The 15,661-nt window shown below is 70.5% G+C and carries 10 protein-coding genes; 9 read left to right on the top strand and 1 reads right to left on the bottom strand.

What is annotated here, in order from left to right:
• Positions 1-45: 45 nt before the first annotated feature.
• Genes BMG523DRAFT_RS09145 through BMG523DRAFT_RS25875 form a run of 3 tightly spaced genes read left to right on the top strand, consistent with a single transcriptional unit; the run spans position 46 to position 1,681 of the window.
• Positions 46-288 carry a DUF4244 domain-containing protein gene (locus tag BMG523DRAFT_RS09145; protein ID WP_023840725.1) on the top strand — a complete coding sequence of 81 codons (243 nt, stop codon included), beginning with the start codon at positions 46-48 and terminating at the stop codon, positions 286-288.
• Positions 289-299: 11 nt separating this feature from the next.
• Entirely contained in the window at positions 300-761 is a 462-nt protein-coding gene (locus tag BMG523DRAFT_RS09140) for a TadE family protein (protein WP_023840726.1), read from the top strand.
• Positions 758-1,681 (top strand): Rv3654c family TadE-like protein, encoded by a 924-nt coding sequence (locus BMG523DRAFT_RS25875; RefSeq protein WP_235463008.1) that lies wholly within the window; start codon positions 758-760, stop codon positions 1,679-1,681. Before BMG523DRAFT_RS09140 ends, BMG523DRAFT_RS25875 begins: the two co-directional genes overlap by 4 nt.
• Before the next feature lie 186 nt (positions 1,682-1,867).
• Here the strand turns inward: BMG523DRAFT_RS25875 and BMG523DRAFT_RS09130 are convergent, their stop codons facing one another.
• Positions 1,868-4,138 carry a DEAD/DEAH box helicase gene (locus BMG523DRAFT_RS09130; RefSeq protein ID WP_349256647.1) on the bottom strand — a complete coding sequence of 757 codons (2,271 nt, stop codon included), beginning with the start codon at positions 4,136-4,138 and terminating at the stop codon, positions 1,868-1,870.
• Between the two features lie 471 nt (positions 4,139-4,609).
• On the opposite strand from BMG523DRAFT_RS09130, the gene BMG523DRAFT_RS09125 reads away from it, so the two are divergent.
• The 6 genes from BMG523DRAFT_RS09125 (at position 4,610) to BMG523DRAFT_RS09100 (ending at position 15,655) form a co-directional block, all read left to right on the top strand.
• The gene (locus BMG523DRAFT_RS09125) at positions 4,610-4,951 is read left to right on the top strand and encodes an STAS domain-containing protein (protein WP_011438656.1); all 342 of its coding nucleotides are present in this window, start codon (positions 4,610-4,612) and stop codon (positions 4,949-4,951) included.
• A 38-nt stretch (positions 4,952-4,989) separates the two neighbouring features.
• Positions 4,990-5,520, top strand: coding sequence for an ATP-binding protein (locus tag BMG523DRAFT_RS09120; protein WP_011438657.1), 531 nt, complete (start codon positions 4,990-4,992; stop codon positions 5,518-5,520).
• 517 nt (positions 5,521-6,037) lie between these two features.
• On the top strand, positions 6,038-8,377 hold the full coding sequence (locus tag BMG523DRAFT_RS09115; protein WP_011438658.1) for a sodium-translocating pyrophosphatase: 2,340 nt from the start codon (positions 6,038-6,040) through the stop codon (positions 8,375-8,377).
• Between the two features lie 457 nt (positions 8,378-8,834).
• Positions 8,835-11,999, top strand: a complete 3,165-nt coding sequence (topA, locus tag BMG523DRAFT_RS09110) for a type I DNA topoisomerase (protein WP_043590880.1) — start codon at positions 8,835-8,837, stop codon at positions 11,997-11,999.
• Positions 12,000-12,298: 299 nt separating this feature from the next.
• Positions 12,299-14,368: a dTMP kinase gene (tmk, locus tag BMG523DRAFT_RS09105; protein WP_308726856.1), complete on the top strand. Its 2,070-nt coding sequence runs from the start codon at positions 12,299-12,301 to the stop codon at positions 14,366-14,368.
• A gap of 42 nt (positions 14,369-14,410) precedes the next feature.
• The gene (locus tag BMG523DRAFT_RS09100; protein ID WP_011438661.1) at positions 14,411-15,655 is read left to right on the top strand and encodes a DNA polymerase III subunit delta'; all 1,245 of its coding nucleotides are present in this window, start codon (positions 14,411-14,413) and stop codon (positions 15,653-15,655) included.
• Positions 15,656-15,661 lie beyond the last annotated feature (6 nt).

The following is a 15,661-nucleotide window of genomic DNA, read 5'->3' as shown; positions in this document are numbered from 1 at the left end:
CCCATCGCTCGATCCCGATCCTCCCCCGTCCCGGAGGTAGTTCTCATGTTCCTGGCAGCCCGCTCCTCGTGCCGACGCCTGTCGCGATGGCCGGTGTCCCGGCGGCTTCTCAGCGTGTGGCGCCCGGCCGTCCAGGCCCGCGACCACGGCATGTCCACCGCCGAGTACGCGGTCGGCACGCTTGCGGCCGTGGCGTTCGCCGGCGTCCTCTACGCGGTGGTATCGAGCTCCGCGACCCGGTCGCTGGTCTCCTCGGTGGTGCAGCGCGCGCTGACCGTGGCGTTCTGAGCGCGGCCGTGATGCCTGTGCGCTCCTCCCAGCGGCCGCCGCGGCCGGTGACCCACCGACGTGGGAGATCCGTCCGCGGGTCGGACCGCGGCCAGGCCACCGCCGAGCTCGCGATTGGCCTGCCCTCACTGTTCGTCGTCTTCTTCCTGGCTGCCTGGATGCTCGGTGCCGTCGCGGCCCAGACCCGATGCGCCGACGCGGCACGCATCGGCGCCCGCCTGGCCGCCAGGGGGGAGCCGGATTCGGCCGTGCACACCATGGTGATCCAGGCGGCACCCGTCGGCTCCACCGTGACGCTGCACCGCGGCGCGGGTCGGCTCGAGGTACAGGTGTCGGTGCACGTCGGTGGCATCGGCGTCAGCCGGCTGGTTCCCGGCATCGAGGTGGCGGCGCGGGCCGTCACCCCCGTCGAGGCGACGGTCGATCTTCCGTCCGATGCCCCCACCGGATGCCCGGCCCGGATGGTGCCGTGAGCGGGGCGCGCCGGCTGAGGACGCTGCCGACCGTCAAGCCGGGGGTAGCGCCGTCCGTCGCGGCCCCCGATGCGGGGTCCGCGACGGTATGGCTGCTGGCCGTCCTGTTCGCGCTGCTCTCGCTGGTGAGCGTCGCGTTCACCGTGACGGTGATCAGCGCGGTCCGGCAGCGGGCCGCTGGAGCGGCGGATCTCGCCGCCCTCGCGGCCGCTGCGATGCCGCCCGCCGACCAGCGGACGGTGTGCGCGCGGGCCGACGAGGTCAGCGCAGCCAACGGGGCGCGGCTGGCAGCCTGCCGGGTCGACGGCAACGCCGTCGAGGTGACGGTCCTCGCGCGCCTACCGGCGGTACTCGGCCCGCTCCCGGAGCTGTCCGCCCGCGCCCGTGCCGGGCCGTGGGGAGGAGCGGAGGGTGTCTACTTCCCGGTCGGCGTGGACGACCCGGTTCCGGAACGGACGCCCTCGCGAGGTTGGGCGGCGCCGCTCGCCGCATCACCGCCACTGTCACGGCGCCGCAGATCAGCGACGCGGGCGACGATCCGGTCGCCCCGGTGGGGATGGGTGATGATCTGGCCCGAGGACGCCGCGGTGGGGACGGCCGCGGGCATCGGAGCGGCCGCCGGGCGCGCCTCGGGCGGGGCCGTCCGGGTTCGCGCCCCGCCGGTGGCGGCTTCGACGGACCGGGGGCCGCCGGTGGCGGGCGCGGGCGGAGCGGCCGGCGCGGCCGGCGCGGAACGCACCAGCGCCTCCATCTCCCGGGCGCGCTGGCGTTCCATCCGGTGGCGGCGGCGATCCCGCGCGAGGCCCTGCAGGAAGAGCTGCACGCCGGCCGCTACCAGCACTCCCGTGGCCAGGCCGAGGACGAACAGGCCCCAGGTGTCGAACGAGAGTATCTGTCCCATGATCAGGACTTCGGTGTGACCGCTGTTCTCCAACACGAGATCCGCGGTGAGAACTCCAGCCACCAGCAACAGCACGACACCGACGGTTACCACCGAGACCTCCAGAACCATGGACGTTGGTATAAACGACGGAGAAAAGCCGATCTGGTCGACATACCCGGGTCCGGTCGCGGGGGAACCACGCCGCGGCGAAGTGGTCACGGGGCTAGCCGATCATGGCGGTCACCGCGGCGAGGAGCCGCCAGGCAGCCGCCTTGTCGAGCGGCTCATTGCCATTTCCGCATTTGGGCGACTGGACGCACGACGGGCAGCCCGCCGGGCACTCACACGCTTCGATCGCGTCCCGGGTCGCAGCCAGCCAGGCACCGATTCGGAGGAATCCCCGTTCAGCGAAACCCGCCCCGCCGGCGTGTCCGTCGTAGACGAAGACGCTGGTGCGTTCGGTGTCCGGATGGAGCGCGGTCGAGACACCGCCGATATCCCAACGGTCACAGGTCGCGAACAGCGGGAGCAGACCGATCGCCGCGTGTTCGGCGGCGTGGACGGCACCGGGGACATCCGCAGGCTCGATCGCGGCTCGGGCAAGCAGGTCGTCGGACAGCGTGTACCAGACGGCCCGGGTCCGCAGCTGACGCGGCGGCAGATCGAGAGGCTCCTGCCCGAGTACCTCGCCCGTCGCGATCAGCCGCCGCTGGTATCCGACGACCTGGCTGGTGACCTCGACCACGCCGAGGTGCACCTCCACGTCGGGCAGCACCCGGGATCGCGACGACTCCACCACCCTGATGTCGGTGTGGTCACGCGCGGTGGTCGTCCATTCCGGCGCCGACTCGCATACGAACGCGACGGATTCCTCGAGGTCGAGGTCCTCGACCACGAAGCTCGATCCCTGGTGGAGATAGACCGCGCCAGCGTGCACCGTCGTGTGCGAGGTCGCGGCGTCCACGGTGCCCAGAAGCCGACCGGTCCGCGCTTCGACGATGCGAACCGGTGGTCCTCCCGCCCCTCGGATGTCCACATCCGGCCGGGCCCGTTGCGTCCAGAACCAGCCCGTGGGCCGGCGGCGCAGCCGGCCTCGGCGGACCAGGTCGTTGACGGCGAACGCAGCGGTCGGTCCGAACAACGCCAGATCCGCCTCGGTCAGCGCCAGCTCGGCCGCGGCGCACTCCAGGTGCGGAGCGAGCACGTAGGGATTGTCGGGGTCGAAGACGCTGGCCTCCACCGGCCGTCCGAAGACGGCTTCGGGATGATGCACCAGGTAGGTGTCAAGCGGATCGTCCCGGGCGACCAGCACGGCCAGCGATCGCCGGCCATCCCGCCCGGCGCGTCCGGCCTGCTGCCAGAGCGAGGCGAGCGTGCCGGGAAAACCGGCGGTGACGGTGGCGTCCAGCCCGCTGATGTCCACCCCGAGCTCGAGTGCCGACGTCGCGGCCGCCCCGAGCAGGGCGCCCGAGCGGAGATCCTCCTCCAGGGCCCGTCGCTCCTCCGGCAGGTAGCCGGCCCGATACGCCGCCACCCGGTCGGCGAGGTCTGCGGCGATCCGACCGAGTTCGCGGCGGGCGGTCACCGCCACCACCTCGGCGGCCCGTCGCGAGCGGACAAAGACCAGGGTGCGCACACCGTCCGCGACGAGGTCCGTCAGCAGGTCCGCGGACTCGGCGGTCACCGACCGGCGGACGGGGGCGCCGTTCTCGCCCGGGCCGGGCGCGGAGGTCGGGTCCTCCCGGTCCGGCGAGCTCTGCCCGGTCGTGAGCAGCGGAGGTTCGTAGAGCACGAAGTCCAGTGGCCCCCGCGGAGATCCGTCAACGTCGACCACCTCGACCTCCACGCCGGTGAGCCGTGCGGCCGAGACCCCGGGATCGGCGACGGTCGCGGACGCGAGCAGGAACACCGGATCGGTCCCGTAGCGCGCGCAGATCCGCCGCAGCCGGCGGATCACCGCGGCCACGTGTGCGCCGAACACCCCTCGGTAGCCGTGGCACTCGTCGACGACGACGTAACGCAGGCCGCGCAGGAACTGGGTCCACCGCCGGTGGAAGGGCAGGATGCCACGGTGGAGCATGTCGGGGTTGGTCAGGACCAGGCCGGCATGCGCCCGGACCCAGTCCCGTTCGGCCGCCGGCGTGTCCCCGTCGAACGCGGCGGCCCGGATACCGGTGAGCCGCAGCGACCGCACGGCTCTGAGCTGGTCGTGGGCCAGCGCCTTCGTGGGCGCCAGGTAGAGTGCCCGGGCACCGGGCTCGGCGAGCAGCCGGGACAGCACCGGCATCAGATAGCCAAGCGACTTACCCGAGGCCGTGCCGGTCGCCAGCACCACGCTGCGCCCGGCGTATGCGGCCTCGGCGGCAGCCGCCTGGTGGCTCCAGGGGCTCGCGATCCCGGCGGCCGTCCACCGTCCCCGCAGGACCGGATCGATCCAGTCCGGCCATGGCGCCGGGCAGCCGTCCCGAGCCGGGACACGCTCGATGTGCGTCATGCACCGCGCTCGTCGCACGTCGCGGCGCAGCCCGGCAAGGACCGTGTCCGCGCCGTCGACATCCACCGGCGAGCCCACGACGATCGAGGATATGCGTCTCGACGCGGTCACGGCGCCCCTCAGCCGGACGAACCCCCCGAACATCGCCCTCTCGGGCCCCCGGGCCCCCGGGCCGGGGATCATCTCGGCGTGGCTACGGACAGCGAGGCCGATGACAAGACGACAGGCGGACCACGGAGTGTCCCCGCGGGACCAGCTGCGCCGAAACCGCCGATGCAGTCGGTCGACCCCCACACGAGCGCCAAGATCGGGGATACATTTCATCAGACGTCATCAGCCGGCGATGCCGCAACACCGGACCCGCGATCTGTGTCGCGGCACACCGGATTGATCCTCCTCGTGGGAGGGTAATGGCGCCGTGATGTCGGTCGCCCGAAGCACGGGACGGCCGGAAGCACACAAGGAGGATCCGTGGACCTGTCCCTCACGACACGCCAGGAAGGCAACCACACGGTCGTGGTGGTGGGCGGCGAGATCGACGTCTACACCGCGCCGAAGCTTCGCGAGCAGCTCATCGATCTCGTGTCCGGGGGGTCATACCACCTCGTCGTCGACATGGAAGGCGTCGAGTTCCTCGATTCGACGGGCCTCGGGGTCCTCGTCGGCGGGCTCAAGCGGGTGCGTGCGCACGAGGGTTCGCTGCGTCTGGTCTGCACTCAGGAGCGCATCCTGAAGATTTTCCGGATCACCGGCCTGACCAAGGTCTTCCCCATCCACTCCTCCATCGAGGAAGCCCTTGCCGCCAGCGACTGAGCCGGACATCACTCTTTCGCGAAAGGCAGGCCCGCCGTATGCCCACCGTTGAGCTGCGGTTCGCTGCACTGAACGGGCACGTTCGTACCGCCAGGATGATCGCGACGGCGGTCAGCCGGCGCGCGGGAGTTCCGGTCAGCGCGGCCGACGAGATCAAACTTGCGGTGACGGAGGCATGCACCCGAGCGGTGCGCGTCAACCGCAGGCATGCGCCGCAGGCCCCGGTGCATGTCGCGCTCACCGATGGCGCCGATTCCTTCACCATCACGGTGGCCGACTGCGGCCGGACCGGAGACGAGGTCGCCCCCGGTCCGGACGGTGGCCTCGTCACCGCGACCACCCTGCTCGAACTCGGATCCGAGTCGACTCAGCCGCCGGGTTGGGCGGAACCGGCGGACGACGATCCCTCGGCGGACAACTCTGGTTTCCCACCGGGGCTCGGACTCGCCCTCATCGAGGGACTCGTCGACGAGATCGAGATCAGGCGTGGCCCCGACGGCGTGGGTACGGTTGTCGCGATGACCTGGCACACCGGCGCCACATCGGACCCCTGCGAATCCGCGGTGTAGGACCTCTCCGGTCTCCCTGCCTGGGCCCGGCGACTGTTCCAGCCTCCGACCGTGCCGCCATGTGCCCCGCGCCAGGTTCCGAAGGTGGGGCACATGGAACCTGACATGGAGGTGGAGCCACGGCGCCAGTCTGCCATGTCAGTAACAGCACGAGCGATCTTTTTATGCCGAATATTCCTGAATCGATCCGTTTCCGGATTATCGCCGGGGCGGTGAGAGGTACCCGAGAGCACGCGACCCGGGCCGCCGCTGCTGAAAAACGAGCGCACGTCACAGACGTGTGGATAGACTCCGCCGCATCTCATGGACGACTGATCCAACCATCCGTGATTCCCTTGGTGCTCCCCGTGAGACCGGTCAGATGCTTGGAAATGGGAAGAACCGACCGATCTCGCCCAAAGCGCCGCCGGATGCGGCGCGTGGCCGTGACCGTCTCGATGCCGTGGCGACCGCCGAAAGGGCGCCCGAGAGCACCGGCACCCTCACGGAGGGCGCACAGAGCAGACCGGGAGGAGCCATGTCCTCGATCCAAGCCCTACAGGCCGAGGGCTCTGGAATTGACCTTAGCGGCAGAGCCCTCGGCCTGGTCGCCGGTGTGGCGATAGTCGCAGCCCTCGCATTGCTTGTTGCCGGTTATCTGGTTCGTGAGGTATTGGCGGCGAGTCCAGGCACCCCGAGGATGGTGGAGGTCGGCCGGGCGGTCCAGGAGGGCGCCGCCGCCTATCTCAGACGGCAGTTCACCACACTCGCGGGATTCGTCGTCGTCATCCCCTTCGTACTGCTGCTCCTGCCAGCCGAGAACACTGGAGCGAAGATCGGTCGGTCGATCTTCTTCGTGGTCGGTGCGATCTTCTCCGCGTTGGTCGGATTCGTCGGGATGTCGCTGGCGACCCGGGCCAACACCCGCACTGCCGCCGCCGCCATGACCCGAGGGGAACGAGCCGCCGTCCGCATCGCCTTCCGCACCGGGGGGGTGGTGGGGATGTTCACCGTCGGTCTCGGACTCCTGGGGGCGGCGGCCGTGGTCCTCGTCTTCCGGGACACCGCCCCCCAGGTCCTGGAGGGATTCGGATTCGGCGCCGCTCTGCTCGCGATGTTCATGCGAGTAGGCGGAGGGATCTTCACCAAGGCCGCCGATGTCGGGGCGGACCTGGTCGGCAAGGTGGAACAGGGGATTCCCGAGGATGATCCCCGCAACGCCGCGACGATCGCCGACAACGTCGGCGACAACGTCGGCGACTGCGCCGGCATGGCCGCCGACCTGTTCGAATCCTATGCGGTGACGCTCGTCGCGGCGCTGATTCTCGGGGTCGAGGCGTTCGGCGAACGCGGCCTGGTGTTCCCCCTGCTCATCCCGGCGGTCGGGGTTGTGACCGCGGTCATCGGAATCTTCGCGGTGTCGCCGCGGGCCGGTGACCGCACCGGAATGTCCGCCATCAACCGGGGTTTCTTCATCTCCGCGGTGGTGTCCGCGATCGGCGTCGTCGCCGTCTCACTGCTCTACCTCCCGACGAGCTTCGCCGATTTCCCCGGGATGCAGGGAAGCACCCAGTCCGGTAATCCACGAGTGATCGCGATCGGCGCGGTCCTGATCGGGATCGTGCTCGCCGCCGCCATTCAGCTGCTAACCGGGTATTTCACCGAGACCGGCCGCCGGCCGGTGCGGGACATCGCAAAGGCGTCGCTCACCGGACCAGCCACCAACATCCTCGCCGGAATCGGGGTGGGTCTGGAGTCGGCGGTCTATTCTTCGCTGCTCATCGGTGCCGCGATCTTTGGCGCCTACCTGCTCGGCTCCGGCAGCGTCACGATCGCGCTGTTCGCGGTGGCGCTGGCGGGGACCGGTCTGCTGACGACGGTGGGTGTCATCGTCTCGATGGACACCTTCGGGCCGGTGAGCGATAACGCACAGGGCATCGCCGAGATGTCCGGCGACATGGACGAGGCGGGTGCGGCCATCCTCACCTCGCTCGACGCCGTCGGCAACACCACCAAGGCGATCACGAAGGGCATCGCGATCGCCACCGCGGTGCTCGCCGCCTCGGCGCTGTTCGGCTCGTTCACCGACACCGTCACGACGGCTCTCCGCGACGCCGGAGCGCTGCCCGAGGCGGGTCGGGGCATCGTTGGCGGCCTGAACATCGCCTACCCCGACGCGCTGGTCGGGCTCACCATAGGTGCGTCCGTGGTCTTCCTGTTCTCCGGGCTCGCGATCAATGCGGTGGGCCGCGCGGCCGGGCGGGTCGTCCTGGAGGTACGCAACCAGTTCCGGTCCAGGCCTGGAATCATGACCGGCGACGAGAAGCCGGATTACAGTGCGGTCGTCGACATCTGCACCCGCGATTCGCTCCGCGAACTGATTACACCGGGAACGCTGGCGGTTCTCGCCCCAATCGCGGTCGGTTTCGGCCTGGGATACCCGCCACTCGGTGCGTTCCTCGGCGGCGCCATCGCCGGCGGCGTGCTGATGGCCGTGTTCCTCGCGAACTCCGGCGGGGCCTGGGATAACGCGAAGAAGATGGTCGAGGACGGCCACCACGGCGGAAAAGGCTCGGAGGTCCACGCGGCCACGGTGATCGGCGATACCGTGGGAGATCCATTCAAGGACACCGCCGGCCCTTCGATCAACCCGCTGCTCAAGGTGATGAATCTGGTCAGCCTGCTGATCGCTCCGACGGTCGTAAAGTACTCGGTGGGCGCGGACGAGAACACGGGGCTGCGCATCGGTGTCGCCCTCGCCGCCCTCGCCGCCATCGCAGCCGTGATCATCATCTCCAGACGACGGAGCTCAATGATCAACGATGTGCCCGATATGACACAACCGACACCGGCTCCCAGCGAAAAGATCAACGCCTGACCCACATCGCTCCGCCACCGCCGACCCCCGCGGCTCGCACGAGGCCACGCGGGTCGGCGGCGCTGTTTCACACCGATGGAACCTCGAGAACCGATGGAACCTCGGAATCGGGATCGGGTACCGCCCGTGGGCCGGGTGATGCGCCAGCGGACCATCCGTGCCACCCACGTCGGATCGGGGAAGCAGTGGGTGAGCGTCGGGCTACGGTCGCCATACCCGGACGGGAGGATCCGCGAGACGGAATGGCGGCGTACGGTGCTGCGAGGCACCGCTCTCACTCCGACGGCCGCCGCCCGCACGACCACCGTCCGCCGGACACCCGCGCCGCCCCCGCCAGATCCAGTAACGCGCTCCGCCTCCGCAACATCCGCCATGTTCGAGACCTACGCTCCGTAGAAGCAACCTACGCTTTCGCCCCACAGAGCACTAAAACGAGCACGTCGCACCGAGGAGAGAAGTGCCAGCGCGCACGAAGACGACGACACGGGCGACCGCGCGGTCATCCGCACCGGTCGCCGAGCCCACCGAGGCCGGGCTCCCGCCGGAGACCGGCTCGAGCGAGGCATCGGCCGACGTACCCGCCGGCGCCACCAGCCGGACGGCGAACGGGCGAACGGAGGCTGGCCATTCGGCGAACGGCTCAGGCGGAGCCACCGGCGCCCACGGCAGCCGCGCCACCGGCTCCGGCCCGGGCAACCGCCTGGTGATCGTGGAATCGCCGGCGAAGGCGAAGACGATCGCCGGCTATCTCGGTCCGGGGTGGCAGGTCGAATCCAGTATCGGGCACATCCGTGACCTCCCGCGCAGTGCCGCCGATGTCCCGGCCGCGCACAAGGGCAAGCCGTGGGCTCGGCTCGGCGTCGACGTCGACAACGACTTCGAACCGCTCTACATCGTGACGCCGGACAAGAAACCGCAGGTCAGCAAGCTCAAGGCGCTCGTGAAAGACGCCAGCGAGCTCTACCTCGCGACGGACGAGGACCGCGAGGGCGAGGCCATCGCCTGGCATCTGCTCCAGACACTGAAGCCGACGGTGCCGGTCAAGCGGATGGTGTTCCACGAGATCACCCCCCAGGCGATCCAGCGGGCCGTCGACAATCCGCGCGATATCGACAAGAACCTGGTCAACGCTCAGGAAACGCGTCGCATCCTGGACCGTCTCTACGGCTACGAGGTCTCTCCCGTGCTGTGGAAGAAGGTCATGCCGAGGCTGTCGGCGGGCCGGGTCCAGAGCGTGGCGACCCGCATCCTGGTGGAGCGGGAACGTGCCCGGATGCGGTTCCACTCGGCGGAGTACTGGAACATCGAGGGCCTGTTCGGGGCGACCGTCGCCCGCCAGGCGTGGTCGGGCGCGGACGGCACACCGGGATCCGGGCCGGATGGACCCGGCGCCGGGTCCATCCGCGGCGACGGGGTCGAGAAGACCCCGCTCCCGGCAACCCTGATCGCCCTGAACGGCAACCGGATCGCGACGGGTCGTGACTTCTCCCCGACGGGGCAGCTCGTCTCCTCCGGGGTGACGCGGCTGGACGAGGCCACCGCCCGGTCGCTGGCCGAGCGGCTCGCCGACGCCGCATTCACGGTGCGCTCGGTGGAGACCAAGCCCTACCGCCGTTCGCCGTACCCACCGTTCATGACCTCGACGTTGCAGCAGGAGGCCGGCCGCAAACTGCGCTTCTCCAGCCAGCGCACGATGCAGGTGGCGCAGCGGCTGTACGAGAACGGCTACATCACCTACATGCGGACGGACTCGACGAACCTGTCCAAGACCGCCCTGACCGCGGCCCGCGCGCAGGCGGCGAGCCTGTACGGGCCGGAGTACGTGCCGGCACGCCCCCGCACGTACGCCAAGAAGGTCAAGAACGCGCAGGAGGCCCACGAGGCCATCCGACCCGCCGGGGACCACTTCCGGACCCCGGGTGAGGTTCGTGGCGAGCTCGACGTCGACTCCTACCGGCTCTACGAGCTGATCTGGCAGCGGACGGTGGCCAGCCAGATGGCGGACGCCCGCGGCACGAGCGCCACGATCCGGCTCGGCGCGACCTCGTCCGCTGGGGAGGACGCCGAGTTCTCGGCATCGGGGAAGGTCATCACCTTTCCCGGTTTCCTGCGCGCCTACGTCGAGGGCGCCGACGATCCAGACGCGGAACTGGAGGACCGGGAGCGGCGGCTGCCGGACGTACGGCAGGGCGACCCACTGACCACCCGCTCGCTGACCCCCCGCGGGCACACCACCAGTCCGCCGGCGCGCTTCACCGAGGCCAGCCTGGTCAAGACGCTCGAGGAGCTCGGGATCGGTCGGCCGTCCACCTACGCCTCGATCATCGGCACCATCCAGGACCGCGGCTACGTGTGGAAGAAGGGCTCGGCCCTGGTGCCGAGCTTCGTCGCGTTCGCCGTCGTCGGCCTGTTGGAGGACCACTTCACCCGGCTGGTCGACTACCGGTTCACCGCGACGATGGAGGACGACCTCGACGACATCGCCGCCGGCACGGCCGCCTCGACCGACTGGCTGACCCGCTTCTACTTCGGAACCGGCGACGGCACCGACCCGGCCGCCGACGGGCTGAAGCACCTGGTCAATGAGCGGCTCGGAGAGATCGACGCCCGCGAGGTGAACTCGATCCCCCTCGGCGAGACCGACGACGGCACCCTGCTGGTCGTCCGGGTGGGCCGCTACGGCCCCTACGTCCAGCACGGGGAGCGCCGTGCCAGCGTGCCGGACGATCTCGCACCGGACGAACTCACCGTCGACAAAGCGCTGGGGCTGCTGGCCGCGCCCAGTGGCGACCGGATGCTGGGAATCGACCCGGCGTCGGGGGCGACCATCACGGCGAAGGCGGGTCGCTTCGGCCCCTACGTCACCACCGACACTGACCCGCCGCGCACGTCCAGTCTGCTGCGTGGCATGTCGTTGGAGACGCTGACCCTCGACGACGCCGTGCGGTTGCTCACCCTTCCGCGCATTCTGGGTGCGGGGGATGACGGGGAGGAGGTCACCGCCCAGAATGGCCGCTATGGCCCATACGTGAAGAAGGGTGCCGAAAGTCGGTCGTTGGAATCTGAGGATCAGTTGTTCACCGTGACCCTGGACGAGGCCTTGGCGCTGCTCTCCCAGCCCAAGGCCCGCGGTCGGCGCCAGGCCGCGCAGAGCCCGCCGCTGCGCGAGCTCGGGACCGACCCGGCCAGCGGCAAACCGATGGTGGTGCGGGAGGGCCGGTTCGGCCCCTACGTCACCGACGGTGAGACCAACGCCAGTCTGCGCAAGGGCGACACGGTCGAAACGATCACCGATGAGCGTGCCGCGGAGCTGCTGGCAGACCGTCGGGCCCGCGGACCGGCCACCGCGAAGCGTCCTGCCCGGGGCACCGCGAAAGCCGGCACCGCCAAGACCGGCCCGAAAACCACCAAGGCCAAGCCGGGTACGGCGAAGTCCGGCACCGCGAAGTCCGGCACCGCGAAGACCGGCACCGCGAAGACCGGCACCGCGAAGACCGGCACCGCGAAGACCGGCACCGCCAGGTCCAAGACCGCCCGGACGGTGACGGACGACGGCGGCGGCTCCGATGGCTCCGATGACTCCGGTAGCTCGTCGTCCAGTGGCACCCGCCGGACGGACTGATGGCGCTGCCGATCGGTAGGAGCCCTGGAGAACCTGGAGAAGCGGACGCGCCCCGGGTGGTTTCCGAGGTTACGGCGTTCACCATCGGCGACACGGAGACCACATCTGGTAACGCAGAGTCGTCCAATGTGACCGGCAGGTCCACCACCCCGGTCGAGACGTCCGGAGGAGACCCTGTGGCCACCGACCATGCAGCCGGATCTCGGGACGCCGGGCGGCGCCCACCCTGGCCCGTCCGGCGACCGCGGGTCCGCCGCTCGCCGAGCAGGCATCCGGTGACGACGGTTCCCTCGCCGCCAATGCCGTCCACCATCGCCGCCGGAGGCGACAGCGACATCCGGGCCGTCCTGCGGATCCCCGCGTTCCGCCGGATGTGGATTCAGCTCAGCCTGTCCAGCCTGGGTGACTGGATGGGTCTGCTGGCAACCACCGCACTGGTGACCCAGCTCCAGGAGAGCTTCTCCGGGCAGGCGTACGCCATCGGCTCGCTGCTGATCGTCCGGTTGATGCCGGCCCTGATCCTGGGCCCACTCGCCGGTGCCCTCGCCGACAGGCTGGACCGCCGGCTGACCATGGTCGTGACGGACGTCATGCGGTTCGGGCTGTTCATGTCGATCCCGATCATCGGGACGCTCAAGTGGCTGCTCATCGCATCGTTCCTGGTGGAGGCGGTCACCCTGGTGTGGGCGCCGGCGAAGGACGCGAGCGTCCCGCACCTGGTGCCCAAGGAGCGGCTCGCGGCCGCCAACACCCTCAGTCTGATCATGACCTACGGCACGGCCCCGATCGCCGCGACGATCTTCACGATGCTTGCGACGATCTCACGGACGCTCGGCTCCAGCGTGTCGTTCTTCCATGACTCCTCGGTCGACCTCGCGTTGTACTTCAACGCGGCGACGTTCCTCGGCTCGGCAATCGTGATCTGGGGACTGAAGGGCATCGGACGGGCCGCGCGGCCGGAGACCGGCCCCGAGCCCGGGTTCTTGGCCTCCATCACCGAGGGATGGCGCTACGTCGGCCAGGACAAACTGGTCCGCGGACTCGTCGTGGGCATCCTGGGCGGGTTCGCCGGCGCCGGCTGCGTCATCGCCCTCGGCCGGCTCTACGTCGAGATCCTGGGCGGCGGCGACTCCGCGTACGGGGTGCTCTTCGGCGCGGTGTTCGTCGGCCTCGCCGCCGGCATGGCCGCCGGTCCCAAGCTGCTCGGCGACTACAGTCGGACCCGCCTGTTCGGCGTCTGCGTGACCGGGGCGGGTATCACCCTGGTGATCGTCGCGATCATCCCGAACCTGGTCATCGCCTGCATCCTCGTGGTCGCGGTGGGGGCGTTCGCCGGCGTGGCCTGGGTGACCGGATACACCCTGCTCCAGGCCGAGGTCTCCGACGAGCTGCGGGGGCGCACCTTCGCCCTGGTGCAGTCGCTGGTCCGCATCGACCTGCTGCTCGTGCTCGCCGCCGCGCCCGGCCTGGTTGGCCTCATCGGCTCGCACAGGATCCATCTGTGGGGCGACATCAACGTCCGCGCGGACGGCGTCACCGCGGTCCTGCTCGCCGGCGGTCTGCTCGCCGTCGCGGTCGGCCTGTTCTCCTATCGGCAGATGGACGACCCGACCGGAGCCGCGGTCTGGCCCGAGCTGTGGAACGCGCTGCGCGGCCGGCGGCCGGCGGCCACACGTCCCCGCCGCACCGGCCTGTTCATCGCGATCGAGGGCATCGATGGCGCCGGCAAGAGCACACAGGTGGAGCTGCTACGAACGTGGCTCGCCTCCTCCGGCCGGGAGGTGGTGGTGACCTCCGAATCCGGCGGCACCGCGCTGGGAACGGGCCTGCGAGAACTGCTCCTCGACCCGACGGTACGGCTGCACCCCCGGACCGAGGCGCTGCTGACCGCGGCGGACCGCGCCGAACACGTCGCGCAGGTGATCGAACCCGCGCTGGCCCGGGGAGCGATCGTCATCACCGATCGTTACGTCGACTCGTTCATCGCCTTCCAGAGCGTGAGCCAGGCCCTCAGCACCGACGAGCTGTCCGTCCTCACCCAGTGGGCGACGCACGCGCTGCTTCCCGACGTCACGGTCCTGTTGGATCTGCCGGCCGAGATCGTCCTGCGCCGCGCGCGGATGACCGCGTATCCTGATCCGCCGCCGGGGCCGCCGGGGCCGCCGGACGGCCCGGCCGAGGCGGACGACGCCGGGAAGTTGACCTTCCAGGGCCGGGTACGCGACACGTTCCGTCGGCTGGCGCAGAAGGAGCCCGATCGTTACCTTCCGCTAGACGCGACGCGGTCACCGGAGGAGATCCACGCCGAGATCCGCTCGTTCATGGCCAGCCGCATCGATCGGCCAGCCGTCCTGCTCGGTGTGCTCTGACCGACGCGCTCCGGACCGGCGTGGCTCGGGGATGATGGCCCGGTGACGGTCTGGGAGACGCTTGTCGGGCAGGACGCGGTGGTCGCGGCGCTGAGCGCCGCGGCGTCCGCCGCGAGTGCCGGGCTCGCGAGTGGAGGCGGCGCGCCGGCTGCCGCCCGTGCCGGGATGACGCACTCGTGGCTGTTCACCGGACCCGCCGGGGCAGGTCACCAGGACGCGGCGCGCGCCTTCGCCGCAAGCCTCACCTGCGAGAACGAGCCGCCGGGCTGCGGCGAGTGCACCGGCTGCCACACCGTGCTCACCGACACGGCCACCGATCTGCGAACCGTGCAACCGGAGGGGCTCTCGCTCGGTGTGAAGGACGTGCGCGCGCTGGTACGCGACGCCGCCAGCGCCCCGACGGCCGGCCGCTGGCGCATCCTGCTGATCACCGATGCGGACCGGCTCACCGAGGCCGCGGCGAACGCCCTGCTGAAGGCCCTCGAGGAGCCGGCGGATCGGGCGGTGTTCCTGCTCTGCGCCCCCTCCGTGGAGGACGTGCTGCCCACCATCCGTTCCCGCTGCCGGACGGTCGCGCTACGGCTGCCCTCGGCCACGGACGTCCGCGACGCGCTGGTTCGCGAGGGAGTCAACGAGCAGGTCGCCGAGACGGCGGCGCGGGCTTCCCAGGGTCATCTGGCCCTGGCGCGCCGGCTCGCCTCGGATGAGCGGGTCCGGGCCAACCGGGCGGCGGTGTTGCGTATCCCGGCCCGGCTCGGCCGGGTCGGTGACTGCCTGGCCGCGGCGGCCGATCTGGTGAGCGCGGCGAACGCCGACGCGGAGGCCGCGAATGCGGAACGCGACGAGGTGGAGACCGAGGCGCTGAAAACCGCGCTCGGCGTCGGTGCCACGGCGGTCGGCGGGAAGTCCAGGTCCGCGCGGGCCCCGAAGGCGGGGGCCAAGGGCCGGACGATGGTGGTGCGGGGTGCCGCGGGGGCGCTCAAGGAGCTGGAGCGGACCCAGAAGAGCCGAGGTCGCCGCACCGTCCTCGATGCGCTGGATCGGGCCCTGGTGGACCTCGCGGGGCTGTACCGGGATGTCCTGGTCCAACAGCTCGGCGCCGGTGTCGACGCGATTCATCCTGATCACTGCGTCGAGGCCGCCGGATACGCCGCGGCCTGCACTCCGGAACAGACACTGCGCCGGCTGGAGGCTGTCCTCGCGACCCGGGCGTCACTGGCCAGAAATCCCGGCCTCGTCCCACTGCTCGCGGTGGAGTCGCTCACCCTCGCGCTGCGCGACACCTGACAACCG

Source organism: Frankia sp. BMG5.23 (assembly GCF_000685765.2).
GTDB lineage: Bacteria > Actinomycetota > Actinomycetes > Frankiales > Frankiaceae > Frankia > Frankia casuarinae.
The sequence above is the reverse complement of the archived record's forward strand: the minus strand, read 5'-3'. Positions and strand labels throughout refer to the sequence as shown.